Here is a 25,339-nt window from a genome sequence, read left to right on the forward strand (position 1 = left end):
CATACGAGATTAGCTGCAGTCTCGTGGGCTCGGAGATGTGTATAAGAGACAGGACCCCCACCGGGCTATGGGCCGCCATCCGGATATGGGCCCGCGCCGGGCTACGGATCGCCGCCACCCTTCGGCACGCCGCCGAGCTACGGAGCCGTCAAACCCGGGATCATCCCGCTGCGGCCGCTGACCCTCGGCGACATCTTCAACGGCGCGGTCGGCTACGTCCGGGCCAACCCGAAAGCCACGTTGGGCCTGACCGCCATCGTCGTGGTGATCATGCAATTAGTCACCAAGGTCGCCTTCTTCGGGCCGCTGGCCGCGGCCGACAGGCTCGCCAGCGATCAGCCCGGCCAACTGAGCTCGGGGGTCCTGGGGGCCTGGTCCGTGTCGGTGGGCGGCGGCATCCTGGTCGGCTGGCTGGGCGGCATGATGCTGTCCGGGATGCTCACCGTCATCGTCGGGCGGGCCGTGTTCGGTTCGCCCATCACCATCGGCGAAACCTGGAACAAGATCCGCGGGCGACTGCTGGCCCTGCTCGGCCTGGCCCTGCTGGAAGCCGTCGTGGTGGCCGCCCTCGCCGGGCTGGTCGCGGTGATCATCGGGGTGTTGGCGGCGATCGGTAGTGCCGCGGCGGCCGTGGTACTGGGCCTTCCGCTGGTGCTGGTCGTCCTCGCGCTGCTGGTGTTCCTCTACACGGTGGTGTTGTTCGCCCCGGTGCTGATCGTGCTGGAGCGGCTGCCGGTCATGGACGCCATCGCCCGGTCGTTCAAGCTGGTGCGCAACGGATTCTGGCGGGTGCTGGGTATCCGGGTGCTCGCGTTCCTGGTGACGTCCGTCGTCGCCAACGCCGTCGCGGTGCCGTTCAGCATCGTCGGCCAGTTTTTCCAGATCACCTCGTCCAGCACGGCGTTCCTGGTCAGCACGGCGGTTCTCTCGGTCGGGGCCGCCATCGGCGAGATCATCACCGCACCCTTCAACGCGGGAGTCATCGTGCTGCTGTACACCGACCGCCGGATGCGCGCCGAGGCATTCGACCTGGTGCTGCAGAGCGGGGCCGCCCAGGGGCCGTATGCGGCCGCGTCCACCGACAACCTCTGGCTGACGCGGCCCCTGTAAGGGCCGGGCGAGGACTAGCTCAAGGATGCCTTCCATCGACATCGACCGCGATGCCGCACATCGCGCCGCGCAGGACGAGCTCAACAAGCCGATCTATTCCAAGGGCTCCGCGCGGGAACATTTCGTCGACTGGGTCAACGACCTGATCTACCGGCTGCTGCAGAAGACTTCCTCGGTTCCGGGCGGATGGCTCACCGCCACGCTGCTTTTCATCCTGCTCGCCATCGCGGTGATCGTCGTCATCTACATTCTGCGGCGCACCATGCGCACCCGCCGCGGCGGCGACTACTCACTGTTCGAAGCCGCCCAACTTACCGCCGCCCAGCATCGTGCGACCGCGGAAAACTATGCGGCCGAAGGTGATTGGGCCGCGGCGATTCGTCACCGGCTGCGCGCCGTCGCCCGCCAGCTCGAAGAGGCAGGGGTGCTGACGCCGGCCCCGGGCCGCACGGCCAACGAGCTCGCCCGCGACGCGGGTGCCGCGTTGCCCCACCTGGATGTCGAATTAACCCAAGCAGCAACGGCTTTCAACGACGTCACGTACGGCGAACAGCCCGGGACCCAGGACGCCTACCAGATGATCACCGACCTGGACGACCACCTGCGGTCTCGCTGGCAGGGCGGTCCGCTCGAGCCCGGCCGGCCCGCCGCTCCCGAGTCATGGGCGCAGGTGCGGTGATGGCGACGATCACCGGGGCCGGTCCCGAGACCACGCCGCGGCGCGGGCGCTCCTGGCGCTGGGTGCTCGTCACCCTGCTGGTGCTCGCCGTCATCGCCGGCGTCGACGCGTACCTGAGCGCACCGCGACCCGGGGCCCGCATGGACCCGGTGTCGACCGGCTCCGACGGTGCCCACGCGTTGGTGGAGCTGCTGCGCGGCGCCGACGTCGACGTCGTCGTGGCCAACAACATCGCCGACGTCGAACACGCGGCGCGCCCGGACGCGCTGATCCTGGTGGCCCAGAGCCAATACCTCACCGACACCCTGCTGGACCGGCTGGGCAACGTGCATTCGGACCTGCTGCTGGTGGAACCCACCACCCGGACCCGCGAGGCGCTGCTGCCCGGCGTGCGGGTCTCCGGCGCCAACGGCTTTGACCTCGACCCGAATTGCACGCTGCGCGAGGCTGTTCGCGCCGGGCCGGTTCGGTTCGGGGCCACCAAGACCTACAAGTCCGAAGACGGCCGCGCGATGTCCCGCTGTTACGACGGGGCGCTGATCCGCTTCCGCAACGACGGACGCACCATCACCGCCGTCGGCAGCACCGACTTCATGACCAACGGCAGCCTGCTGCAGGCGGGCAACGCCGCGCTGGCGATGAACCTCGCGGGCGACCGGCCCCGGCTCATCTGGTACGCACCCCACCACGTCGAGGGTGAATCCTCGCCCAACGCAACGCTTTTCCAGCTGATTCCGCCCAACGTGATCTGGATCGTCGGGCAACTGGCGCTGGTGGTGCTGCTGGTCGCCATGTGGAAGGGCCGTCGGCCGGGGCCGCTGGTGGCCGAGGAGTTGCCGGTGGTGGTGCGCGCGTCGGAGACCGTCGAGGGCCGCGGGCGGCTGTACCGCTCCCGACGGGCACGCGATCGCGCGGCCGCGGCCTTGCGGGCCGCCACGGTGGCGCGGCTGCTGCCGCGCCTCGGCCTGGCTGCGGGCGCGTCGCCCGCGGCCGTGGTGACCACCGCGGCCCAGCGCACCGGATCCGATCCGGCGTTCGTCTCCTACCATCTGTTCGGTCCGCCCCCGGCGACCGACAACGACCTGTTACAACTTGCCCGTGCGCTCGACGAAATCGAAAGGCAGGTCGCACACCCGTGACACAACCCACTACCGCTCAGTCCCCCACCGCTGAATCGGCGCGCGAGGCGCTGCTGGCGTTGCGCGGCGAGCTCGCCAAGGCCGTCGTCGGACAGGAGGGCGTGGTCAGCGGCTTGGTGATCGCGCTGCTGTGCCGCGGCCACGTGCTGCTGGAAGGTGTTCCGGGAGTGGCGAAGACGCTGCTGGTCCGGGCGCTGTCCGCGGCGCTGCAGCTGGAATTCAAGCGGGTGCAGTTCACCCCGGACCTGATGCCCGGCGACGTGACGGGTTCACTGGTGTACGACGCGCGCACCGCCGCGTTCGTGTTCCGGCCCGGGCCGGTGTTCACCAACCTGCTGCTGGCGGACGAGATCAACCGGACGCCGCCCAAGACCCAGGCCGCACTGCTCGAGGCGATGGAAGAGCGTCAGGTCAGCGTCGACGGCGAACCGCAGCCGCTGCCCGACCCGTTCATCGTGGCCGCCACCCAGAACCCGGTCGAATACGAGGGCACCTACCAGTTGCCCGAGGCCCAGCTGGATCGCTTCTTGCTCAAACTGAATGTGACGCTGCCGCCGCGGGACGCCGAGATCGCCATCCTGCACCGGCACGCGCACGGCTTCGACCCGCGCAATCTGTCGGCGATCAAGCCGGTGGCCGGACCCTCCGACCTGGCGGCAGGCCGCGACGCCGTGCAGAGTGTGCTGGTTGCCGACGAGGTGCTGGGCTACATCGTCGACATCGTCGGGGCCACCCGTTCCTCCCCCGCGCTGCAACTGGGCGTGTCGCCCCGCGGGGCGACCGCCCTGCTGGCCACGGCGCGCTCCTGGTCGTGGCTGTCCGGACGCAACTACGTCACGCCCGACGATGTGAAGGCCATGGCCCGCCCGACGCTGCGGCACCGGGTGATGCTGCGGCCCGAGGCCGAACTCGAGGGGGCTACGCCCGACGGCGTGCTCGACGGGATCTTGGCGTCGGTTCCGGTGCCGCGCTAGTGGTCCTGACCGGACGCGCCGGGCTGGTCGCACTGATCTGCGTCCTGCCAATTGCGCTGTCTCCTTGGCCGGCAACCACTTTCGCGGCCCTGCTGATAGCGCTGGCAATCGCGGTGGTCTTCGACGTCGCCCTGGCGGCCAGCACGACCAAGCTGCGCTACGTGCGTTCCCCGGATCGCTCGGCGCGGCTCGGGCAGCAGGTGGAGTGCGGGCTGTCGATCCACAACGACGGCGCGCGCCGGTTCCGCGGCCAGATCCGCGACGCCTGGCCGCCCAGCGCCCAGGCGCAGCCGCGCATCCACCCCATCGACATCCCCGCCGGGCAAGACCAGCACGTCGGAACCCAGCTACAACCGGTTCGCCGCGGCGACCAGCGGGCGACGGTGGTGACCGCCCGATCGATCGGCCCGCTCGGGCTGGCGGGCCGGCAGCGTTCGCGACCGGTGCCCGGGCAGCTGCGGGTGCTGCCCCCGTTCCTGGCCCGCAAGCACCTGCCGTCGCGGCTCGCCAAGCTCCGCGAGATCGACGGCCTGCTACCCACGCTGGTACGCGGGCAGGGCACCGAATTCGACTCGCTGCGAGAGTATGTCGTCGGCGACGACGTGCGCTCGATCGACTGGCGCGCCACCGCGCGTCGCGCCGACGTGGTGGTGCGCACCTGGCGGCCCGAACGCGACCGGCGGGTGGTGATCGTGCTCGACACGGGCCGCACGGCGGCGGGCCGGGTCGGTGTCGACCCGACCGCGTCCGATCCCGCGGGCTGGCCGCGGCTGGATTGGTCGATGGACGCCGCGTTGCTGCTGGCGGCCCTGGCGTCGCGGGCCGGCGACCATGTCGACTTCCTCGCCCACGACCGGGTGAGCCGGGCCGGCGTGTTCGGCGCCTCGCGCACCGAGCTGCTCGCCCAGCTTGTCGACGCGATGGCGCCCCTGCAACCTACCCTTGTCGAATCAGATTGGCGGGCAATGGCTTCCGCCATCGCGCTGCGCGCCCGCCGACGGTCCCTGGTGGTGCTGCTGACCGACCTGAACGCGGCCGCGCTCGACGAGGGCCTGCTGCCAGTGCTGCCGCAGCTGTCGGCAAAACATCACCTGCTGCTGGCCGCGGTTTCCGATCCGCGCGTCGACCAGATGGCCGCCGGGCGTTCGGATGCCGCGGCGGTGTACGACGCGGCGGCCGCCGAACGATCCCGCAATGACCGCGGCGCGATCGCCACCCGGCTGCGCCGCAGCGGGGTGGAAGTCGTCGACGCCCCGCCCACCGAACTGGCTCCCGCCCTTGCCGATCACTATCTGGCAATGAAGGCGACCGGGCGTCTGTAGCGACCGGCGCTCAGCGAGTCGGAACGAAGTCGGGCGCCTCCGCCATGTCGCCGCTTTCCCCGGCCTTCACCCCGCGCCGGCCGAAGTAGACGATGTAGGACAAGAACGCCACCTCGGCGATGACGCCGATACCCACCCGCACGAACGTCGGCAACGGCGAGGGTGTCACCAGCGCTTCGATCAGACCCGAGACCAGCAGCACCGCAACCAGACCCACGGCGACCGAGACGACGGCGCGGCCCTGTTCGGCGAGCACCTGGCCCCGGGGCCGGTCTCCGGGCGAGATCACCGACCAACCCAGCCGCATTCCCGTTGCGCCCGAAAGGAATACCGCCGTGAGCTCCAGCAGCCCATGCGGGACAAGCAAACCCAGCAGCAGGGCACCCTTGCCGGCTGGGAACATCAGGCCGGCGATGACTCCCAGGTTGGCGGCATTCTGAAACAGCACAAAGGGAATCGGCACGCCCAGCACCACGGACATTGCGATGCATTGCGCGGAAACCCAGGAATTGTTCACCCAGATTTGCAGTGCGAACGCCGCGGCGGGGTGCTCGCTGTAGTACGACTCCACGTCGTGGTTGACCAATTGCTGGATGTCGCTGGGTGTTCCGAGCGAGGACTGTACATCGGGGCTGCCGGCGACCCACAGCGCGACGATCACGACCACGGCGAAGAAGGCCGCCGCGGTGGCCACCCACCACCGCCAGGTGCGGTAGGCCACGACCGGGAACGACACCGTCCAGAACCGGGTGAACGCACTGCTCAATGGCGCGTGGGCACCGGTCACCGCCGAACGGGCCCGCGCGACCAGGCTGGAAAGCCGGCCGATCAGCACGGAATCCGACGACGCCGAGCGCAGCATCGACAGGTGGGTGGAGACCCGCTGGTAAAGCTCGACGAGTTCGTCGATTTCCGCGCCGGACAGCGACCGGCGCCGCCCGATCAATCGGTCGAGGCGGTCCCAGGTCGGGCGATGGGCCAGCACGAATGCATCGACATCCACCCTCGGCAGCCTAATCGCACCGCCCGCATGACAAAGTGCGGCCGGCCACACCCACCCAGCCTGTACCGTTCGAAGTTATGTCGGAGGTGGTGACCGGGGACGCCGTAGTGCTCGACGTACAGATCGCCCAGCTGCCGGTGCGGACGCTGAGCGCGCTGATCGATATCGGGGTCATGGTCATCGGCTACCTGCTCGGCCTGATGTTGTGGGCAGCCACCCTGACTCAATTCGATACCGCACTGACCAACGCGATCCTGCTGATATTTACGGTGCTGGTAATTGTCGGCTATCCCTTGGTCCTCGAAACGGCAACGCGGGGACGCTCGGTCGGCAAGATCGCGATGGGCCTGCGTGTGGTGTCCGACGACGGCGGCCCAGAACGCTTCCGCCAGGCGCTGTTTCGTGCCCTTGCGGCGCTGGTGGAGATCTGGATGCTGTTCGGGAGCCCGGCCGTCATCTGCAGCATCTTGTCTCCGAAGGCCAAACGGATCGGCGACATCTTCGCCGGCACGGTGGTGGTCAACGAACGCGGACCGCGGCTCGGGCCCCCGCCCATGATGCCGCCCGCCTTGGCATGGTGGGCGTCCTCGTTGCAGCTGTCCGGCCTGTCCGCCGGTCAGGCCGAGGTGGCACGCCAATTCCTTTCCAGGGCAACCCAGCTCGACCGTCAGCTGCGCCTGCAGATGGGATACCGGATCGCCGGTGACGTGGTCGCCCGCATCGCGCCGCCACCACCGCCCGGCGCCCCGCCGGAACTCGTGCTGGCCGCCGTCCTCGCCGAGCGGCACCGCCGCGAATTGGCCCGGCTGCGCCCGGTCATGCCGGCGCCGGGAACGATGGGCCCGACGCCGTGGCCACCGCCGGGCGGCGCGTACCAGGGCCCCCCGGGCTGGCCCAGCCCGCCGCCTGGGGCGGTGCCGCCACCGCCGCAACAATCCGTTGGATGGCCTGACCCGCGATCGGGTCGTCCCGGCCCAGCAGACCCCGGTACGCCGGACGGTTTCTCACTGCCGCACTAGCCGGCCACACTCGCCGCCATGAGCGCGACGTCGATGATCAGCAGCGCCCATCCGCATAGCGGGACCGCGATGCCGCCGCGTCGTTTGGCGGTGAAGAACGAGATGATGATGACGAGCACGGCGACCGCGGGCGCACCGTAGAACGCGACGCCGAAGTTGATCCCGCCGTGACCCAGGTTGGGACAGGTGCGGTCGCTGCAGCCGGCGGTACTCATCACGGCACCGAGCGCGAAGAGCATCACGAGCGCGGCGGCGGGCACCGTCGCCAGCGCCAGCCCCCAGTTGATCCAGGTCCGGCTGTTGCGCCGCCGGGCACCGTCGGGTCGCCCGAATGCGGCCGCGCCTGCGCTACCGCTATCGACCCTCAGGTTGTTGTCAGCGTTCATCTCACTAACTCCTACCCGTCGTTTGGTGCATGCAAACCGCACAGCCACGGGCGGACTTCGCCCGATTCCGCAGCTCATCGGCAATTCAGCGAAATTTTGCAACATATCTCGTTGCATCGCGTTAGTTTCCGATATATCGTGATACTTCGAAGCGCACGATCGGTGCGCGACCCACAAACGCAAGGACAGAAAAATGAGCAACCCATTCACTCCCCCCGAAGGACCATTCGCCGGCCGGCCCGGTCTCGGATTCGGCTTCGGCCCCGGCCCGGTTGACCGGCGCGCCCTGCACGAGGCACGGCGCCAGGCCCGACGGGACTTCCGCGAGCATCTGCGCGATCACGCCGGTGTCCACGACGGCCCGCTCGGCTTCGGCCCCGGTTTCGGCCCGAACTTCGGTCCCGGCTTTGGCCCCGGCTTCGGCTTCGGCCCCGGTGGCCGGCGCGGCGGATGGCGCCGTGGCGGCCCGGGCCGCGGCAAGCGCGGAGACGTGCGAGCGGCCATCTTGACGCTGCTGGCCGAGCGGCCGATGCACGGCTACGAAATGATCCACCAGATCGCCGAGCGCAGCAACGGACTGTGGAAGCCGAGCCCCGGTTCGGTGTACCCGACACTGCAGCTGCTCGACGACGAAGGCCTGATCACCGCGAGCGAAACCGAAGGCAGCAAGAAGCGTTTCGAGCTGACCGAACAGGGCCGCGCGGCGGCCGAGAAGATCGAAACCCCGCCATGGGACGAGATCACCGAAGGCGCCGACCCGGGTCAGATGAATCTGCGGGCGGCCGTTGGCCAGTTGTTCGGCGCGGTCGGGCAGTCCGCCCACACCGCTTCGGCCGAGCAGCAGCAGCGCATCGTCGACATCCTCAACAATGCGCGGCGTGAGATCTACGGCATTCTCGGCGAAGACTGAGTGCCTGCGGCGGGCCCTGGATCGGGCGGCGTCACGTGACCCATCAGGTTACGGAGACCCAATCCAGGGTCCGCTGCACGGCTTTGCGCCAGCCCGCGTAACCCGCGGCGCGCTGCTCGTCGTTCCAGGCCGGCGCCCACCGCCTGCCCTCTTGCCAATTGGCACGCAGGTCGGCCGGATCGGCCCAGAACCCCACCGCCAGACCGGCCGCGTAGGCGGCGCCCAGCGCGGTCGTCTCGGCGACCACCGGGCGCACCACGTCGACGCCCAGCACGTCGGCCTGGATCTGCATGCACAGGTCGTTCCCGGTGATACCGCCGTCAACCTTCAAAACCTCAAGGTGCACACCGGAATCCGCCGCCATGGCGTCCACCACGTCGCGACTCTGATAGCAGATTGCCTCCAGCGTTGCGCGCGCCAGATGCGCGTTGGTGTTGAACCGGGACAGGCCGACGATCGCGCCGCGTGCATCGGATCGCCAGTAGGGCGCGAACAGCCCGGAAAACGCCGGAACGAAATAGACTCCGCCGTTGTCGTCGACCTGGCGTGCCAGCCATTCGCTTTGTGCGGCACCGCTGATGATGCCCAGCTGATCGCGCAGCCACTGCACGGCCGCGCCGGTCACCGCGATCGAACCCTCAAGCGCGTACACGGGTTTGGCGTTCCCAAACTGATAGCAGACGGTGCTCAGCAACCCGTTGTCTGACCGCACGATCGTCTCACCGGTGTTGAGCAGCAGGAAGTTTCCGGTGCCGTAGGTGTTCTTGGCTTCCCCCTCGGACAGACACACCTGACCCACCATCGCCGCGTGCTGATCGCCGAGCATCCCGGTGATCGGTACCTCGCCGCCGGCCGGCCCGGCCTCCGACGTCACGCCGTAGGGCTGCGGCGACGACGACGGCCCGATCTTCGGCAACATCGCACGGGGGATGGAGAAGATCGACAACAGCTCGTCGTCCCAGTCCAGGGTCTCCAGGTTCATCAACATGGTCCGGCTGGCATTGGTCACGTCGGTGGCGTGCACGCCGCCGCGCGGCCCCCCGGTCAGGTTCCACAGCACCCAGGTGTCGGCGGTGCCGAACAGGGCGTCACCGCTTTCGGCGGCCGCGCGCACCCCGTCGACGTTCTCCAGGATCCACTGCAGCTTGGCGCCGGAAAAATAGGTGGCCGGGGGCAGGCCGGCCTTGCGCCGGATCACGTCGCCGTGACCGTCGCGTTCCAGCGCCGACGCGATCCGGTCGGTGCGGGTGTCCTGCCAGACGATCGCGTTGTAATAGGGCCGCCCCGTCTTGCGGTTCCACACCAGAGTCGTCTCGCGCTGATTCGTGATCCCCAGCGCGGCAATGTTTTTCGTACTCAGATTGGCCCGGTTCAACACCGACGTCAGCACCGAGGAGGTGCGCTCCCAGATCTCGACCGGGTCGTGCTCCACCCAGCCGGCCCGGGGCAGAATCTGTTCGTGCTCGAGTTGATGGCGGGCCACTTCGGCACCCTCGTGATCGAAGATCATGCAGCGAGTGCTGGTGGTCCCCTGGTCGATGGCGGCGACGAATTCGGCGAACTCGGCCAACTGCTCTCCTCCACCCGTGAGGTCTGACACTTTTGCGGCAAAAGTCCATCATGGTCTACCCGCCGGGCGAGCTAGGCCACAACTGCGACGCGTGAGAGCTTGCGTTACGGGCGGTAACCCTGTTGCATCTGCGGTGTGGGCGAAGAGGTCAGGCGCACCACGTACGACAGCGCACAGCGACGGGAATACCGGCGCAAGGTGCAGCTGTGCCTGGACGCCTTCGAGACGATGCTCGCCCAGTCAAGCTTCGATTCCGAGCAGCCGCTCACCGGCATGGAGATCGAGTGCAACCTGGTCGACGCCGACTACCAGCCGGCAATGTCCAATCGCCACGTGCTGGACGCCATCGGCGATCCGGCGTATCAGGTCGAATTGGGCGCCTACAACATTGAATTCAACGTTCCGCCGCACGCGCTGCCCGGGCACACCGGCCTGGATCTCGAGGCCGAGGTGCGGGCCAGCCTGAACGAGGCCGAGAACAAGGCCGGCGCCGCAGGCGGCGCCCACATCGTCATGATCGGCATCCTGCCCACACTGATGTCCCAACACCTGGACCACGGCTGGATGAGCGAATCGAAGCGCTACGCCGCCCTCAACGAATCGATCTTCACCTCCCGCGGCGAAGACATCCCCATCAGCATTTCCGGACCCGAGCCGCTGAGCTGGCACACCGCGACGATCGCACCCGAATCCGCTTGCACCAGCATGCAATTGCATCTGCAGCTGGATCCGGAGACGTTCGCCGCCAACTGGAATGCGGCGCAGATCGTGGCCGGCCCGCAGTTGGCGCTGGGCGCCAACTCGCCGTTCTTCTTCGGGCACCGGCTGTGGGCCGAAACCCGTATCGAGCTGTTCGCGCAGTCCACCGACACCAGATCCGATGAGCTGAAATCCCAAGGCGTGCGGCCGCGGGTGTGGTTCGGCGAACAGTGGATCAGCTCGGTCCTCGACCTGTACCAAGAGAACCTCCGCTACTTCGAATTCCTGTTGCCCGAGGTGTCCGACGAAGACCCGGTCGCCGAGCTGGCCGCCGGGCGCATCCCACACCTGGCCGAGCTGCGGCTGCACAACGGCACCGTCTATCGGTGGAACCGTCCGGTGTACGACGTGGTCGACGGCCGCCCCCATCTACGGCTGGAGAACCGGGTATTGCCGGCCGGGCCGACCGTCGTCGACATGCTGGCGAATGCGGCCTTCTTCTACGGCATGCTGCGCAGCCTGTCCGAGGCCGACAACCCGCTGTGGACCGCCATGGATTTCGGTGTGGCAGAAGCCAATTTCATGGCGGCCGCGCTGGACGGCATCGACGCCCGGCTGCGCTGGCCCGGGCTGGGCGAGGTGACGGCGCGCGAACTGGTGCTCGACACGCTGCTGCCGATCGCCGACGAGGGGTTGCAGCGCTGGGGTGTCGACGCCGAGGTCCGCGACCGGTTCCTCGGGGTCATCGAGGGCCGGGCGCGGACCGGTCGCAACGGCGCCAGCTGGCAGGTTTCCACCGTGCGGGCCCTGCAGGACGCCGGCATGAGCAGGCCCGCGGCACTGGCGGAGATGCTGCGCCGGTATTGCGACCACATGCACGCCAACGAGCCGGTGCACACCTGGGAGTCCTGACCGCGGGTACGTTGAACACGATGACGTCTGATCACGTTATGGACTGGGACAGCGCATACCGCGAACAGGCCGACTTCGAGGGTCCGCCGCCGTGGAACATCGGCGAGCCGCAGCCGGAACTGGCCGCCCTGATCGCGGCCGGCAAGTTTCGCAGCGACGTGCTGGATGCCGGCTGTGGAGTCGCCGAGCTGTCCTTGGCGCTGGCCGCCCAGGGCTACACCGTGGTGGGCATCGACCTCACCCCCACCGCCATCGCGGCGGCCACCAAGGCCGCGGCCGACCGCGGTCTGACCACGGCGACCTTCGTGCAGGCGGACATCACGTCGTTCACCGGTTACGACGGACGGTTCTCCACCGTGGCCGACAGCACGCTGTTCCACTCGTTGCCGATCGAGGGCCGCGACGGCTACCTGAGCTCGGTACACCGCGCGGCGGCCCCGGGGGCCGGCTACTTCGTGTTGGTCTTCGCCAAGGGCGCCTTCCCGGTCGAATGGGAAACCAAGCCCAACGAGGTCGACGAGGACGAGCTCCGCGACGCGGTGAGCAAGTACTGGGAGATCGACGAGATCCGGCCGGCCTTCATCCACGCCAATATCCCGCCGATGCCCGACGGTCCGCAGCACGATCGTGACGAGAAGGGCCGGATGAAGATGCCGGCCTACCTACTGACCGCGCACAAAGCCGGCTAGCCGGTCGCGGTCGCCGCGGTGGCGGCGATGAGCGCCTCGGCGAACGTCTCCAGGTCGTCGGCCGTGGTGTCCACGTGCGGCGAGATCCGCAGCACGGGTTCCGTCAGCTCCAGCGGCGCCCGCTGCACCCCGGCGAACGTGGTCAGGATCCGCCGCTCGGCGAGCAGCCAGTCGCGCACCGCTTGCGGGTCGGCGCCGTCATTCGGCGCCAAAGTGGTGATGGCACTCGGTTCTTCGACCTCTTCGACCACCGTCCACCCGCTCACATCGGCCAGCACCGTGCGGCTCAGGCTGCCCACCTGGGCAAGCCGCGCACACACCGCCCGCGGTCCGTACGCCAGATGCTCGCCCAGCGCCAGCGAAAATCCCACGCGCGCAGCGACATTGGCCTCGCCGAATTCCAGCTGTTCGGCCACCGTCGGCGAGCCGTCTTTGCGGGCCCAGTCCGGCGCGGCCAGCCGCGGGCGCAGGCTTTCCATCAGCTCGCGGCGCACCCCGAGCATCCCGGCACCGCGCGGACCGGCGATCCACTTGCGCGACGAGGAATAGGTCACGTCGGCACCCACCGCGCAGTCGACCTGGCCCAGCGCCTGGGCCGCGTCGACGACCAGCGGCAGGCCCAACTCCCGGCAGAGTTGGGCGACCATCGAAACCGGTTGCACCACACCGCAATGGCTGGCCACCGAGGTCAGGTGCACCAGGTCCGGCGGATCGGTCTGCAGGGCCAGCGCCGCGTCGTCCAGCGCGACCCTTCCGTCTTCCAGGGTCGGAAGCAGCTGCCGGTCGAATCCGTGGGCGGCCAGCATCGCCAGGTTGGGCCCGTATTCGCCGGGCAGGCAAGCCACCGTTCGGCGCTCCGCCGGCCAGCCGCCCAGCAGCAGATCCAGGGCGTTCAGCGAGCCGGTGGTGAAAACCACCTCGGCATCGGCCATTCCGGTCAACGCGGCGAACGCGACGCGTCCGGCGTCGAGCACCGGTGTGGCCGCCTCCGCCGCGACATAGCCGCCGAGCTCGGACTCGTTGCGGGCGTGCTGCGCGCCGGCCTCGATCACCGCCAGGCTCTGCCGCGAACAGGCCGCGTTGTCCAGGTGCAGGCCGGCCATCGGCGGGCGGGCTGACCGCCATTGATCGGCCAGCGCGTTGGCGCCGGTCACTTCAGGGCCAACGACAACCCGAAGTCGCCCGCCTCGTCGGTCCACCACCGGGTGCGGCGCAGCCCCGCGGCGGCCAATTCGCCAGTCACCTTGCCGGAGTGGAACTTACACGACACCTCGGTGAGCATTTCCTCGCCGGCCTCGAAGTCGACGGTCAGCTCGAGCGCACCGACCCGCACCCGCTGGCGCCGGTCGGACCGCAGCCACATCTCGATGCGTTCTTCCGCCGCGTTCCACCGGGCCACATGCCGGTAGGCATCGACGTCGAAGTCGGCGTCGAGCTCCCGGTTCACCACCGCGAGCACATTGCGGTTGAAGGCCGCCGTCACCCCGGCGGCGTCGTCATAGGCGCGCACCAGCCGCTCGGTGTCCTTGACCAGGTCCGTGCCCAGCAGCAGGCTGTCGCCGGGCCGCATCTGCGCGGACAGTGCGGCGAGGAATTCCGCGCGCGGGCCGGGCGTGAGGTTGCCGATCGTGGACCCCAGGAAAACGAACAGCCGCCGCCCGCCTTCCGGGATCTCGCTCAGGTGCTCTTCGAAATCGCCGCAGACGGCCTTGATTTCGATGCCCTGATATTCCCGCTGGATGGCCGCGGCGGCGGTCGACAGGATGCTGGCGTCGACGTCGAAGGGGACGAACCTGCGCAGCGAACCCCGTGCGCGCAGGGCGTCGAGCAACACCCGCGTCTTCTCCGATGTCCCGCTGCCCAGTTCCACCAGGGTGTCGGCCTCGCTGGCCGACGCGACTTCGGCCGCCCGCGCCCGCAAGATCTCGGCCTCGGCGCGTGTCGGGTAGTACTCGGGCAGCCGGGTGATCTGGTCGAACAAATCACTGCCGACGGAATCGTAGAACCATTTGGGTGGCAATGTTTTTGGTGTCTTCTGCAGGCCGTCCAGGACGTCGCGGCGCAACGCGTGGTACGCCGAGTCGGCGGCCAGATGGTTCGACAGCGACAACGTCATCAAGATCCTCTCGACTGATCCAGCGGCGTCATCGTGACACCGTTCGCAGTGACTTCGACAAGGTGGCGGTCCGGCACGTCCTCCCAGTCGGAGTCGTTGTCGTAGGGTTCGCTGGCCAGGACCACACCGTCTGGGCGCCGCAGGATGGACAGCGTGTCACCCCAGGCCGTCGCCAGCATGCGAGAGCCGTTGGCGGCCAATATGTTCAGCCGGGCGTTTGGATCGGCCGCGGCGACCTCTTCGAGGGTCTCTCCCAGCGCGTCGAGCCCGCGCTCGAAGATCGTGGCCGCCAGTATGGCGCTGTCACAGACCGATTCGGCGCGCGCCGTCGTCGGCAACACTGCCCGGTCGACGATTCCGTTGTGCGACAACAACCACTGGCCATCGGTGAACGGCGCGCACGCGCTGGCCTCGATCGGCATGCCGACGGTGGCCGAGCGCACCGCGGCCACCACACAGTGGCTGCGCAGCGCGGGCGCGATCGAATCGAACGACACGTCGCCCCACAGCGGCGCCTGGCTGCGCCAGCGGCGTGGCGCCCCGCCCTTCAGAGAGCCTGACGAGGACGTGTCGAAAAACCCGACGCCCCAACCGTCGGCGTTGAGCAGGCAATGCTTTTGCCGGCGCGGCGCATAGGACTGCACCCGCAGGCCGAACGGCGGGTCGAGCACCAGCGAGGAAACCGTGACGTCAGTCCCCAGCCAGCCCAGGTGCCGGCACATCAGGCGCGATCCCCGGCGTCGGGGACGTCCCACGCCAGCCGGACGCCGGAGAAGATCTGGCGCCGGTACGGGTGATCCCAGTTGCGGAAACTCGGCCGCATGATGCCCGGCTCCACGGCCCACGAGCCGCCGCGCAGCACCCGGTAATCGCCGTCGAAGAAGGGCTGCGAATACCGCTCGTAGAGCATCGGCACGAACCCCGGCCAGGGCCGCAGCGGGGAGGTGGTCCACTCCCAGACCTCGCCGAGCATCTGCTCGGCCCCGTACGCCGAAGCGCCTCCCGGGTAGGCGCCGACGGGCGCCGGCCGCAACGCGGCGCCGCCGAGGTTGGCCAGCGCCTCGTCCGGTTTGCGCTCGCCCCAGGGATACCGGCGCCGCGTGTTGGTGGACGGATCCCAGGTGCAGGCCTTCTCCCATTCCATCTCGGTGGGCAGCCGGGCACCGGCCCAGGCCGCGTAGGCCTCGGCCTCGAAATAGCTGACGTGCTGGACGGGTTCGTCGGGCGGGATGTCCTCGACGTGACCGAACCGGGTGCGGGTCGCGCCGTCGGAGCCCCAGAACTGCGGCGCGGTCAGGCCCGCGGCCTGGCGGTGCTGCCAGCCGCGCTCCGACCACCAGCGCGGCTGGTGGTAGCCGCCGTCGTCGACGAACCGGCGCCATTCGCCGTTGGTGACCGGGACCCGGCCGATCCGGAACGCGGGCAGATCGACGACGTGGGCCGGGCGCTCGTTGTCCAACGAATACGGTTCGCCGGCGGCGTCCACGCCGAGCACGAATTCGCCGCCGGGCACCAGCACCGACGTGCCGGCCAACCCCGCTCGACCGGGCGGCAGCACGGCGGCGTCCCGCAAAAGCGGTGCGCCGCTGCGCAAATTCAGTGCCTGCAGCATGGTTTCGTCGTGCTGGTTCTCGTGGCTGACCACCATCGCGTACACGAACGCGGCCTCGTCGCCGGCGGGATCGTCGGGCAACGCGTCCAGCGCGTCGAGCACGGCCGACCGCACGGTCCGGCAGTAGGCCCGCGCCTGGTCCGGCGACAGCAGCGGCAGATCGACCCGGCTGGCGCGGGGATGCACGAAGGCGTCGTAGAGCCCCTCGACCGCCGGCGGCAGCATCCCTGGGCGCGCGGGGTCGCCACCGCGCAACAGCCAAAGCTCCTCCTGCTGACCGATGTGCGCCAAATCCCACACCAGCGGGCTCATCAACGGGTCGTACTGCCGGCAGAGTTCGGCGTCGTCGAACTCGACCAGACGTAGCGTCCGCGTCCGCGTCCGCGCCAGGTCGTCGGCGATGCCCTCCCGTGACGTCACGGCTTCCCTTGCGCCAGTCGCGCCACCGCGGCCGCGAGGCCGTGCTCGACCACCTGGTCGGAGAAATCGTCGCCGGGGCAGCGGCCCTGGTCGACCATGCGGACCAGCCGCTGCATCGAATCGCCGAGTTCGGCGGGCGCCTTCGCGGCGGCGATGGCCATGCAGGCGTTGGCCGCCGCGTACAGCCGCCGGTCGCGCAGCCCCACCCGAGCCGCGGTGTCCCAGGCGGTGGCCACCGGCTCGACGGCCTCGGCCGCGGTGTCGGCGGCGGCCGGGTCGTCGAGCAGGACCGCCAGGGTGAACGCGACGGCGGGCCACAACGCGTCGGGCACGCTGTCCAGATAACGGATCTCCAGCCACTGCCTGGGCCGCACCGGCGGGAACAGCGTGGTCAGGTGGTACTCCAGATCGGCAACGCTGGGACGACGATCCCCGAGCAACACGCAGCCGTCGACCCAGTCGGCAAAGGGCACCCAGTGAGTGACGGCCTCGGCGTCGGGGTTGTGCACCAGCATCACCGGGGCCTTGAGCGCGTACCGCGCCCAGTCGGTGCCCGGGTCGTCGCCGCTGGCGCCCAGGATGGGTCCGCAGCGCGCCGAGTCCATCCGGCCCCACACCCGCTGCCGGCTCGACACCCAGCCGGTGAAGTCACCGTCCAGCATCGGCGAGTTGGCGGTGATCGCGATCATGGTGGGCCCCAACGCATGTGCGAGGCGCACCCGCGCCGCCCAGCCGTCGCGCGGCCCGGCGTCCAGGTTGACCTGAATCGATGCGGTCGACGTCATCATCGCCGCGCCGGCCTCCCCGGAGTCGCTGGTCGCAAAGAACCGTTCCATGGCGCGGTACCGGGCGCCGGGGTTGATGCGCTTGGGCGGGCGCAGCGGGTCGGCGCCGAGGAAGACCAGGCCCAACCCGGCCGCAGCAAACGCCGGCTGGAGCACGGCCTGATCGCGGCGCATGGCCTCGATGGCGGGCACCACCCCGTCGGCCGGTGGCCCGGACAGTTCGACGGCGCCGCCCGGTTCCACCGTGATCCTGCTGCCCCCCGGCAGCGCGGGGAGCGCGTCGAGCACGTCGGCGATCTCGCTCCAGCTCGGTCTGCGGTGCGGGTCGGCCGGGTCGTGGCAATGGGCCTCCAACTCCAGGCCGACACGGCCCAGCGGCGCGTCGACCAGACATCCCTCGGCGATGTATTGCGCGACGGCCGCGGAGTCGGCCAGCTCGGCGATGTTGAGCTCGGGGGCCTGGTCGCCACCGGCCACCCGCGACTCCGACTGCGTAGCCGCGGCAGTGATCGGCGCGAACGTCATATCACGATCCCTTCGGGCCCGGGCATGCCTGGACATGAGCCTGCGGACCGCTTCCCTGCGCAGCTAATCGAACGTTAATCGGCACCATTTCGTCTAGTGCTTCATCTATCAGATGCCCCCGACATATTCCCTTCTCCGCACTTTGAGGTGCCCGGGTCAGGCGGTTACCCAATCGCGCGATTATTGACCCAACGCGTTCTGCATCGCCCCAGCTAGCACGTTCACCGCGGGTCCGGCGTTGCCGGATTGGCACACTTTCGCCTGCAGCAACACGTTTTCGCGCAGCCTGGTTTGATTGAAGCACCGGCGATCGGTGCCCGCCTCCTGCTTCGTCCAGTTCTGGTCGGCCGGGCCGGCCGGCCCGCCATCGAACGACCACACCTGCGTGCTGCCGTTGTCCAGGTGGAGCGCGGTCGTCTGTCCCGAACAGCCCACCGTTCGATCCACCACCCGGTGAAAAGCCCGACCCGCGGCGTCGTTGGTGGCGAACACCCCGACGGCCTGTTTGACCAGATGGGTCTGGTCGGTTGCCGACGTCTGGGTGAGGGCTCCGTTGAACGACGCCAGGTCGGGATCGTTGTACACCTCGGGCAAACCGATGTCGGCCCAGTTGTTGCAGTCCGGCAAGTCCACCCAGTCACCTTGCCCGGGCTGGGTGAACACCGACTCCCACCCCATGGGCCCACCGACGATGTTGCCGACCGATCCCCTGCCCAGGACGGCGTAGTTCACCACCCCGGGCTCCGACGGGTGCGCGGCCGCGATCGGCGATGCGGCCGCTCCCGCCAGAACCAGGCCGATGGCCATCGCGGCCCGGTGCAGCTGGGCAACCTGCGTAACCCGCATGGTCATGCAGCGATCATGCCAGGCGCACTGACGAGGGGTCAGCTCCCGTTGCCCCGGACGCCTTCCTCGACCTTTTTGCCGAGGTCGGGGTCCACGTTGCGCCAGTACTCGAACACCCGCGACAGCACCGGCTCCTCAACACCTTGGGAGACGTGGCCAATGATGTTGTGCGCCAGGCGTTCCCTGGCCGCATCGTCGAGGACCTCGCGGACCATGGTGCCTGCCTGCCCCCAGTCGTCGTCCTCGGCATGCAGCGTGTAGGCCGAGCGGACCATGTCCCCGTCGGCGTGCCAGCGGATCTCGGCGGCGCGGGCCGGGTCGGCGTGCGGCCCACCGTAGGAATTGGGCGCATACACGGGGTCGGAGACGTTGTTGATCCGCATGGCGCCGTCTTTGGAGTAGCTGTTCACCTCGACTTTGGGGGTGTTGACGGGGATCTGCCGGTAGTTGGTCCCCAGCCGGGCGCGATGGGCGTCGGAGTACGAGAAGCCGCGCGCCTGCAGCATCTTGTCCGGGCTCAGGCCGGTGCCGGGCACGGTGTTGTTCGGTTCGAAGGCCGCCTGCTCGATCTCGGCGTGGTAGTCGGTGACGTTGCGGTTCAGCGTCATCTTGCCGACGTCGATCAGTGGGTAGTCGCCGTGCGGCCACACCTTGGTCAGGTCGAACGGGTTGAACCGGTAATTCTTGGCTTCCTCGTACGGCATGATCTGCATCTTCAGCGTCCAGCTCGGGTGATCCCCGCGTTCGATCGACTCGAACAGGTCGCGCTGGTGGTAGTCGCCGTCCTCGCCGGCCAACCGGTCGGCGTCCTCCTGGGTCAGGAACTCGATGCCCTGATCGGTGATGAAGTGGTACTTCACCCAGAAGATCTCGCCGGCGGCGTTGATCCAGCTGTAGGTGTGGCTGCTGTAGCCGTTCATGTTCCGCCAGGTCTTGGGGATTCCCCGGTCGCCCATCAACCAGGTCACCTGGTGCGCCGATTCCGGGGACAGGCTCCAGAAGTCCCACTGCATGTTGTGGTCACGCACATTGCTTGCCTGCAAGCGCTTCTGGGACCGGATGAAGTGCTGGAACTTCAGCGGGTCGCGCATGAAGAAGACCGGGGTGTTGTTGCCGACCAGGTCGAAATTGCCTTCGCTCGTGTAGAACTTCAGCGCGAAGCCACGCGGGTCGCGCCAGGTGTCTGGGCTGCCCCGCTCGCCGGCGACGGTGGAAAACCTGACCAGCATCTCGGTCTTGGTCCCAGGCTGGAACACCGCGGCCCTGGTGTACTTGCTGACGTCATTGGTCACTTCGAAATGACCATATGCGCCACCACCTTTGGCGTGCGGCTGGCGCTCCGGGATGCGCTCCCGATTGAACATCGCCATCTGTTCGATCAGGTAGTGGTCCTGCAACAGAATCGGGCCGTCCGGGCCGATCGTCAGCGACTGGTCGTCGCTCGGCGCGGCGATGCCGGCATCATTGGTCGTGAAACGCTCCATCATTTCGCTCTCTCCTCGTCACCGGGCTGCAGGCCGCGGTACCCGAGATCGCACACCACGGAACCGAACCGCTCGAGCATCAAGCATTTTCAGTACCGCAGTGAGCGCCCCGGATCTTGCGGCCTGCAATCGAGTATTCCCCTCATCTTGACCTGGTCAAGAAAATGCGGGGCGACTTCCGATCGGCCGCCCACTACGGGTTAGTACCCATTCCGGGCACGAGTTAAGGCGTGACTTGAGCGCGCGCTGTCAGGGACGCGGCGCGGGCGCGCTGGGACCCGGGCTGACTGCGGGCGGCTGGCCGGGGCCGCTGACGCCCGGGCCGGCAACCGGTCCGCCGGGACCACCCGGTCCGCCGGGGGGCATCGGAACGATCAACCCAGGACCACCGGGCCCATATCCCCATGGCCCGTTGTCGGGTCCACCCGGGCCGCCGGGCCCGCCGTACCACGGCCCGTAGCCGCCGGGGGCGCCGTACTGCCCGGGTCCGTTACCCGGCCCGGGGCCGCCCCACGGTCCATTGCCGGGCCCGGGACCGCCGGGGCCGGCCGGGTGGAACATGCCGTGGTGATGCTGGCAGGGGTGCTGGTGCTTCCAGATGAAGGCGCCGACGAAGAAGACCGACGAGAGGATGAACACGATGCCCGCGACGATCACCACCCAGGCGGCCGCCGTGTAGAGCCGCGGCGGCTTCACCCGGTGCGGCGGTGCCGACGGCGGCGCGGTGACGGGTGCGGCTGGGGTCGACTCGGTGTGTGGTTCGGGTGTCTCACTCATGCCTTGCCATACTGCCCCGCGCGTCCTGGTCCTAACAGGTCTCGGCGACAAAATTGTTGTGAATCGAGACGCGGCGGTTAGACGTCGGTGATCGCAAAAGACAGGTGGCCCGGCGCTCGCGAGGAGCGCCAGGCCACTGGTTGACAAGGGTTTTTCAGTTGGTCAGCACGATGATGCTGGGGACCTGGCCCGTCGTGGCCGCGGAGTGGAAGACCGACGGCGGGAGCTGCCCCGGGGCCATGCCGCTGGGACGCACGCCCGACGGAGCCGGAGCACTGGTGGTGGCTCCCGGACCCGTCTGTCCACCCTGACCGCCCTGGCCGCCGGGTGCGCCCGGACCGCCGAAGTTGCCGGGGCCGCCAGGACCGCGGTGGTGAACCATCGCGTGGTGGTGCTTGTGGTGGTGGCCGTGATGGCCGCCGCGGTGGCCGAGGATGAAGCCGGTGAAGAAGATGACCGCGATGATGAACACGATCCCGGCGACGATGGCGACCCACGCGGCGAGTTGGAAGACCCGCGGGGCCCGGTAGGCCGCCGCCGCTTCGGCGGCGACCGGTGCAGTTGCGGTGGAGTGCCGCACAGTGGGGGTTTCAGATGTTTCACTCATGAGACAAATGATGAAGCCGTTAACAGTAGTGGCGGCTATGCGCTACTTATGTAGCAGCTGTGAACTAAAGCCCCCGCTCAGCGGGTAAAAAGGCCGCTCCGAAGGCGCCGTGGCACACCCACTCTCAGGAGCGCCTGAACGCGCCTCTGAGCGCTGGGGCCTACTCGGGTCGGAACGGGTTGACCGCGAACTGGATGACGCGGTACGGCGCGGCCACCCGCGCGCGGGTGTCCCACTGGCTGACGAAGATTCGCAGCTCGTCGAGGGTGGAACCGGGCGAGATGTAGCCGCCGTACGGTTGCGCGAGCCGATTGTCGTAGGGCGGCGGGAGGCTCTCCGCCGGATCCGGCCACTCGTCGTGCTGCACCACCGTGGTGACCGGTGCGTCGCCCAGGCCCGTCGGGTCGTTGGCCACCCGGACCTCCATGTTGCCCGTGACGGCGTTGAAATAGGACAGCACCGCCTTGCCGTCGATCTGCCGGATGCACATCTCGCCCACCGCGTCCGGCCACAGCGGCGTCGGCGGCTTGCCCCAGCCCCCGCCCGGGCCCGCCGCCCAGCCCTGCCACCGTGACCGGTCGGTGAACGTCTGCGGGGTGGCCCGGTACAGCAGCATCGGGTCCCTGCGGGTGAAACTGTCGGCGACGATGTACACCCACCCGCTGGGCGAATCCGGGGTGGGGATCGGGTCGTAATAGCCGCTGATCTGCGTCTGCGAGCCGCCCTGATACGACGCGGGCCGCTTGGATCCCGGGATCGTCTGCCAGCCCGCGCGTGCCGCCTCGGCGCTCACCAGGCGGGAGGTCTGCGGCTCGAGGTTCTTGGTCGTCGTCACCATCAGGTAGTTGCGCCGGTTGATCTGCACCACCCCGGCGGGCAGCTGCGAGGCTCCCGGTGGGGCGGGGTCGGCCAGCAACGGATGGCTGATGCCGGTGACCCCGGTGTAGCGCACCCCGCCGGGGTCGTCGACGGACGAGGTGTCGACGCGCAACGCGACCGGTGCGTACCAACCGCCGAAGCCGACGCCCTGACCGGCGAAGCTGTCGCCGCACACCTGGAGTAACTCGGCGGGGAATTCGATGAACTCACACAGGTCGGTCGCGCCGATGCCGTACTCCCCGGTCGGTGTGCCGGTTCCCGCGGTGGGACCGAGCCGCAACACCTGACCGGGCGCCAGCGGCTGGACCACCGGCTCAGGGGCCGGCGCGGCCGGATCGGCGTGCGCGACGCTGGAAAACCATTGCGGCACAACCAAACACACCGCGGCGAACAGTGAGCACCGCGCGATCAGGCGAGTGTGGGTGGTGCTCACCCGAGTGTCACAGCTGGGCGGCCAGCAGCTCGGCGATCTGGATGGTGTTCAGCGCAGCCCCCTTGCGCAGGTTGTCACCCGAGATGAACAGGGCCAGCCCGCGGCCGTCGGGCACCCCGGGATCGTGCCGGATCCGGCCGACGAGGGATTCGTCGACGCCGGCGGCCGCCAACGGGGTCGGCACATCGACCACCTTGACGCCGGGCGCCCCGTCGAGCAGCTCGCGGGCCCGCTCGGGCGACAGCGGCCGGGCGAATTCGGCGTTGATCGACAGCGAGTGCCCGGTGAACACCGGCACCCGCACGCAGGTGCCGCTGACGGCCAGGTCGGGGATGCCGAGGATCTTGCGGCTCTCGTGGCGCAGCTTCTGGTCCTCGTCGGTCTCACCCGAGTCATCGTCCACCAAGGAGCCGGCCAGCGGCACCACGTTGAAGGCGATCGGCGCCACATAGGTCTTGGGCGCCGGGAACGGCACCGCGCTGCCGTCCTGCACCAGCTGCTCGGCGCCGTCGATGACCGCGCGCGCCTGCGTGGCCAGCTCCTCGACCCCGGCGATCCCGCTGCCGGACACCGCCTGATAGCTGGACACCACCAGGCGTTGCAGCCCGGCTTCCTGGTGCAGCACCTGGAGCACCGGCATCGCTGCCATCGTGGTGCAGTTCGGGTTGGCGATGATGCCCTTCGGCCGGTTGGCGGCATCGCGGGCGAAGTTCACCTCGGACACCACCAACGGCACGTCGGGGTCCTTGCGCCAGGCCGACGAGTTGTCGATCACCGTCACCCCGGCCGCGGCGAACCGCGGCGCCTGCACCAGCGACATCGTCTTGCCGGCGGAGAACAACGCGATGTCCAGGCCGCTCGGGTCGGCCGTCGCGGCGTCTTCGACCTCGATCTCCTGACCGCGGAATTCCAGCTTGCGGCCCTGCGAGCGCGACGACGCGAAGAACCGCACCGACCCCCCGCCATCCCGAGCGGGGAAGTCCCGCTCGTCGAGCAACCTGCGCATCACCTGGCCGACCTGGCCGGTGGCGCCCACCACTCCGATGGCAACCATTTATCTACCCGTCCCCGCATACACCGTCGCCGACTCCGCGCCGCCGAGCCCGAACGCCTCGTGCAACGCCACCACGGCCTTATCTAGTTCGGTGTCGCGGCACAGCACCGAGATGCGGATCTCGGAGGTGGAGATCAGCTCGATGTTGACGCCCACCTCGGCCAGCGCCTCACAGAAGGTCGCGGTGACCCCGGGGTGGCTGCGCATGCCCGCCCCGATCAGCGACACCTTGCCGATGTGGTCGTCGTAGAGCAGCTGGCTGAACCCGATCTCGTCCTTGAGCGCATCCAGCTTGGCCACCGCGGTGGGTCCGCTGTCGCGCGAGCAGGTGAACGTGATGTCGGTCTTGCCGTCCTCGACCTTGGAGACGTTCTGCAGCACCATGTCGATGTTCACGTCGGCGTCCGCGAGCGCCCGGAAGACGCGGGCGGCGTAACCGGGAATGTCGGGAATGGCGACGACGGTCACCTTGGCCTCGCTGCGGTCGTGCGCGACTCCGGTCAGGATGGGGTCTTCCATGGCTATGTCCTTGATCGATCCGACGACGACGGTGCCTGGGTTCTCCGAATACGAGGATCGGACGTGCACCGGAATGCCATAGCGGCGTGCATATTCCACGCAGCGCAGCATCAAAACCTTGGCGCCGCAAGCCGCCATCTCGAGCATCTCTTCGAAGGTGACCGTGTCCAGCTTGCGGGCGTTGTGCACGATCCTCGGGTCGGCGCTGAAGATGCCGTCGACGTCGGTGTAGATCTCGCAGACGTCGGCGCGCAGCGCCGCGGCCAGGGCCACCGCCGTGGTGTCCGAACCGCCGCGGCCCAGCGTGGTCACGTCCCGGGTGTCCTGGCTGACGCCCTGGAATCCGGCCACCAGAACGATGCGCCCCTCGTCGAGCGCGGTCTGCAGCCGCCCCGGTGTGACGTCGATGATCTTGGCGTTGCCGTGCGTGCCGGTGGTGATCACCCCGGCCTGGGATCCGGTGAACGAGCGCGCCTGCGCACCCAGCGATTCGATCGCCATCGCGACCAACGCGTTCGAGATGCGCTCACCGGCGGTGAGCAGCATGTCGAGTTCGCGCGGGGGCGGGGCCGGGCACACCTGCTGGGCCAGATCCATCAGGTCGTCGGTGGTGTCGCCCATCGCGGAGACCACGACTACCACGTCGTTGCCCTGCTTCTTGGTAGCGACGATGCGCTCGGCCACCCGCCGGATCCGGTCGGCGTTCGCCACTGAGGATCCGCCGTACTTCTGCACGACGAGCGCCACGTTTTTCCTGCCTCTCCGGCCCTGCGCACTTCAATTCCGGGTATAAGTCCACAACAGAATACGTGCCCCCGCATGGTGATTTAACGTCGCGATAGCTGGTTCCCCGCCCTGCGCATTCGCACC

23 protein-coding genes and 1 pseudogene are annotated in these 25,339 nt (G+C 68.8%); 9 read left to right on the top strand and 15 right to left on the bottom strand.

All coding sequences use genetic code 11. The features are described from left to right. Window positions 1-51: 51 nt before the first annotated feature. The 5 genes and pseudogenes from A5760_RS09420 to A5760_RS09440 all read left to right on the top strand — a co-directional run. A pseudogene (locus A5760_RS09420) lies at window positions 52-1,110 on the top strand (hypothetical protein); the annotation flags it as partial. A gap of 25 nt (window positions 1,111-1,135) precedes the next feature. Continuing rightward, window positions 1,136-1,789: a DUF4129 domain-containing protein gene (locus A5760_RS09425; RefSeq protein WP_064879974.1), complete on the top strand. Its 654-nt coding sequence runs from the start codon at window positions 1,136-1,138 to the stop codon at window positions 1,787-1,789. Continuing rightward, complete coding sequence (locus tag A5760_RS09430) at window positions 1,789-2,928, top strand: DUF4350 domain-containing protein (RefSeq protein WP_064880304.1); 1,140 nt, start codon at window positions 1,789-1,791, stop codon at window positions 2,926-2,928. Before A5760_RS09425 ends, A5760_RS09430 begins: the two co-directional genes overlap by 1 nt. Beyond that, on the top strand, window positions 2,925-3,902 hold the full coding sequence (locus tag A5760_RS09435) for an AAA family ATPase (RefSeq protein WP_064879976.1): 978 nt from the start codon (window positions 2,925-2,927) through the stop codon (window positions 3,900-3,902). Before A5760_RS09430 ends, A5760_RS09435 begins: the two co-directional genes overlap by 4 nt. After that, a complete protein-coding gene (locus tag A5760_RS09440; RefSeq protein WP_064879978.1) occupies window positions 3,902-5,224 on the top strand; it encodes a DUF58 domain-containing protein in 1,323 nt (440 codons plus the stop codon). The genes A5760_RS09435 and A5760_RS09440 overlap by 1 nt, the downstream gene beginning before the upstream one ends. 10 nt (window positions 5,225-5,234) lie before the next feature. Here the strand turns inward: A5760_RS09440 and A5760_RS09445 are convergent, their stop codons facing one another. Next, complete coding sequence (locus A5760_RS09445) at window positions 5,235-6,227, bottom strand: stage II sporulation protein M (protein WP_064879980.1); 993 nt, start codon at window positions 6,225-6,227, stop codon at window positions 5,235-5,237. A 77-nt stretch (window positions 6,228-6,304) separates the two neighbouring features. On the opposite strand from A5760_RS09445, the gene A5760_RS09450 reads away from it, so the two are divergent. After that, entirely contained in the window at window positions 6,305-7,246 is a 942-nt protein-coding gene (locus tag A5760_RS09450) for an RDD family protein (protein ID WP_064879982.1), read from the top strand. Here A5760_RS09450 and A5760_RS09455 read toward each other — a convergent pair. Continuing rightward, complete coding sequence (locus A5760_RS09455) at window positions 7,243-7,632, bottom strand: hypothetical protein (protein WP_064879984.1); 390 nt, start codon at window positions 7,630-7,632, stop codon at window positions 7,243-7,245. The genes A5760_RS09450 and A5760_RS09455 overlap by 4 nt on opposite strands. Before the next feature lie 193 nt (window positions 7,633-7,825). On the opposite strand from A5760_RS09455, the gene A5760_RS09460 reads away from it, so the two are divergent. Then, window positions 7,826-8,542: a PadR family transcriptional regulator gene (locus A5760_RS09460; protein WP_064879986.1), complete on the top strand. Its 717-nt coding sequence runs from the start codon at window positions 7,826-7,828 to the stop codon at window positions 8,540-8,542. 43 nt (window positions 8,543-8,585) lie between these two features. On the opposite strand, the gene glpK is transcribed toward A5760_RS09460, so the two are convergent. Beyond that, window positions 8,586-10,112: a glycerol kinase GlpK gene (gene glpK, locus A5760_RS09465; protein WP_064879988.1), complete on the bottom strand. Its 1,527-nt coding sequence runs from the start codon at window positions 10,110-10,112 to the stop codon at window positions 8,586-8,588. A 135-nt stretch (window positions 10,113-10,247) separates the two neighbouring features. On the opposite strand from glpK, the gene A5760_RS09470 reads away from it, so the two are divergent. Next, a complete protein-coding gene (locus A5760_RS09470) occupies window positions 10,248-11,723 on the top strand; it encodes a hypothetical protein (protein WP_064879990.1) in 1,476 nt (491 codons plus the stop codon). Between the two features lie 20 nt (window positions 11,724-11,743). Further along, window positions 11,744-12,412 carry a class I SAM-dependent methyltransferase gene (locus tag A5760_RS09475; protein ID WP_064879992.1) on the top strand — a complete coding sequence of 223 codons (669 nt, stop codon included), beginning with the start codon at window positions 11,744-11,746 and terminating at the stop codon, window positions 12,410-12,412. Here A5760_RS09475 and egtE read toward each other — a convergent pair. The 12 genes from egtE to A5760_RS09535 form a co-directional block, all read right to left on the bottom strand. Beyond that, complete coding sequence (gene egtE / locus A5760_RS09480) at window positions 12,409-13,515, bottom strand: ergothioneine biosynthesis PLP-dependent enzyme EgtE (protein ID WP_231122595.1); 1,107 nt, start codon at window positions 13,513-13,515, stop codon at window positions 12,409-12,411. The genes A5760_RS09475 and egtE overlap by 4 nt on opposite strands. A gap of 47 nt (window positions 13,516-13,562) precedes the next feature. Then, window positions 13,563-14,528 (bottom strand): L-histidine N(alpha)-methyltransferase, encoded by a 966-nt coding sequence (gene egtD / locus A5760_RS09485; protein ID WP_064879996.1) that lies wholly within the window; start codon window positions 14,526-14,528, stop codon window positions 13,563-13,565. Further along, window positions 14,528-15,250, bottom strand: coding sequence for an ergothioneine biosynthesis protein EgtC (gene egtC, locus A5760_RS09490; RefSeq protein ID WP_064879998.1), 723 nt, complete (start codon window positions 15,248-15,250; stop codon window positions 14,528-14,530). The genes egtD and egtC overlap by 1 nt, the downstream gene beginning before the upstream one ends. Further along, window positions 15,250-16,560 carry an ergothioneine biosynthesis protein EgtB gene (gene egtB, locus A5760_RS09495; RefSeq protein WP_064880000.1) on the bottom strand — a complete coding sequence of 437 codons (1,311 nt, stop codon included), beginning with the start codon at window positions 16,558-16,560 and terminating at the stop codon, window positions 15,250-15,252. Before egtB ends, egtC begins: the two co-directional genes overlap by 1 nt. Further along, window positions 16,557-17,870: an ergothioneine biosynthesis glutamate--cysteine ligase EgtA gene (gene egtA, locus A5760_RS09500; protein WP_064880002.1), complete on the bottom strand. Its 1,314-nt coding sequence runs from the start codon at window positions 17,868-17,870 to the stop codon at window positions 16,557-16,559. Before egtA ends, egtB begins: the two co-directional genes overlap by 4 nt. Window positions 17,871-18,050: 180 nt before the next feature. Beyond that, window positions 18,051-18,722 carry a sensor domain-containing protein gene (locus A5760_RS09505; RefSeq protein WP_064880004.1) on the bottom strand — a complete coding sequence of 224 codons (672 nt, stop codon included), beginning with the start codon at window positions 18,720-18,722 and terminating at the stop codon, window positions 18,051-18,053. Window positions 18,723-18,754: 32 nt separating this feature from the next. Beyond that, entirely contained in the window at window positions 18,755-20,203 is a 1,449-nt protein-coding gene (locus tag A5760_RS09510) for a catalase (RefSeq protein WP_064880006.1), read from the bottom strand. A gap of 246 nt (window positions 20,204-20,449) precedes the next feature. Beyond that, entirely contained in the window at window positions 20,450-20,977 is a 528-nt protein-coding gene (locus tag A5760_RS09515) for a hypothetical protein (RefSeq protein WP_064880008.1), read from the bottom strand. A gap of 154 nt (window positions 20,978-21,131) precedes the next feature. Next, on the bottom strand, window positions 21,132-21,584 hold the full coding sequence (locus A5760_RS09520) for a hypothetical protein (protein WP_064880010.1): 453 nt from the start codon (window positions 21,582-21,584) through the stop codon (window positions 21,132-21,134). Window positions 21,585-21,744: 160 nt separating this feature from the next. After that, complete coding sequence (locus A5760_RS09525) at window positions 21,745-22,896, bottom strand: DUF4185 domain-containing protein (RefSeq protein ID WP_064880012.1); 1,152 nt, start codon at window positions 22,894-22,896, stop codon at window positions 21,745-21,747. A 7-nt stretch (window positions 22,897-22,903) separates the two neighbouring features. Continuing rightward, a complete protein-coding gene (locus A5760_RS09530) occupies window positions 22,904-23,950 on the bottom strand; it encodes an aspartate-semialdehyde dehydrogenase (protein ID WP_064880014.1) in 1,047 nt (348 codons plus the stop codon). Further along, on the bottom strand, window positions 23,951-25,216 hold the full coding sequence (locus A5760_RS09535) for an aspartate kinase (RefSeq protein WP_064880016.1): 1,266 nt from the start codon (window positions 25,214-25,216) through the stop codon (window positions 23,951-23,953). It abuts the gene before it with no gap. Window positions 25,217-25,339: the final 123 nt, after the last annotated feature.

The sequence above is a fragment of the Mycobacterium colombiense genome (genome assembly GCF_001665835.1).
Classification (GTDB): Bacteria; Actinomycetota; Actinomycetes; order Mycobacteriales; family Mycobacteriaceae; genus Mycobacterium; species Mycobacterium colombiense_A.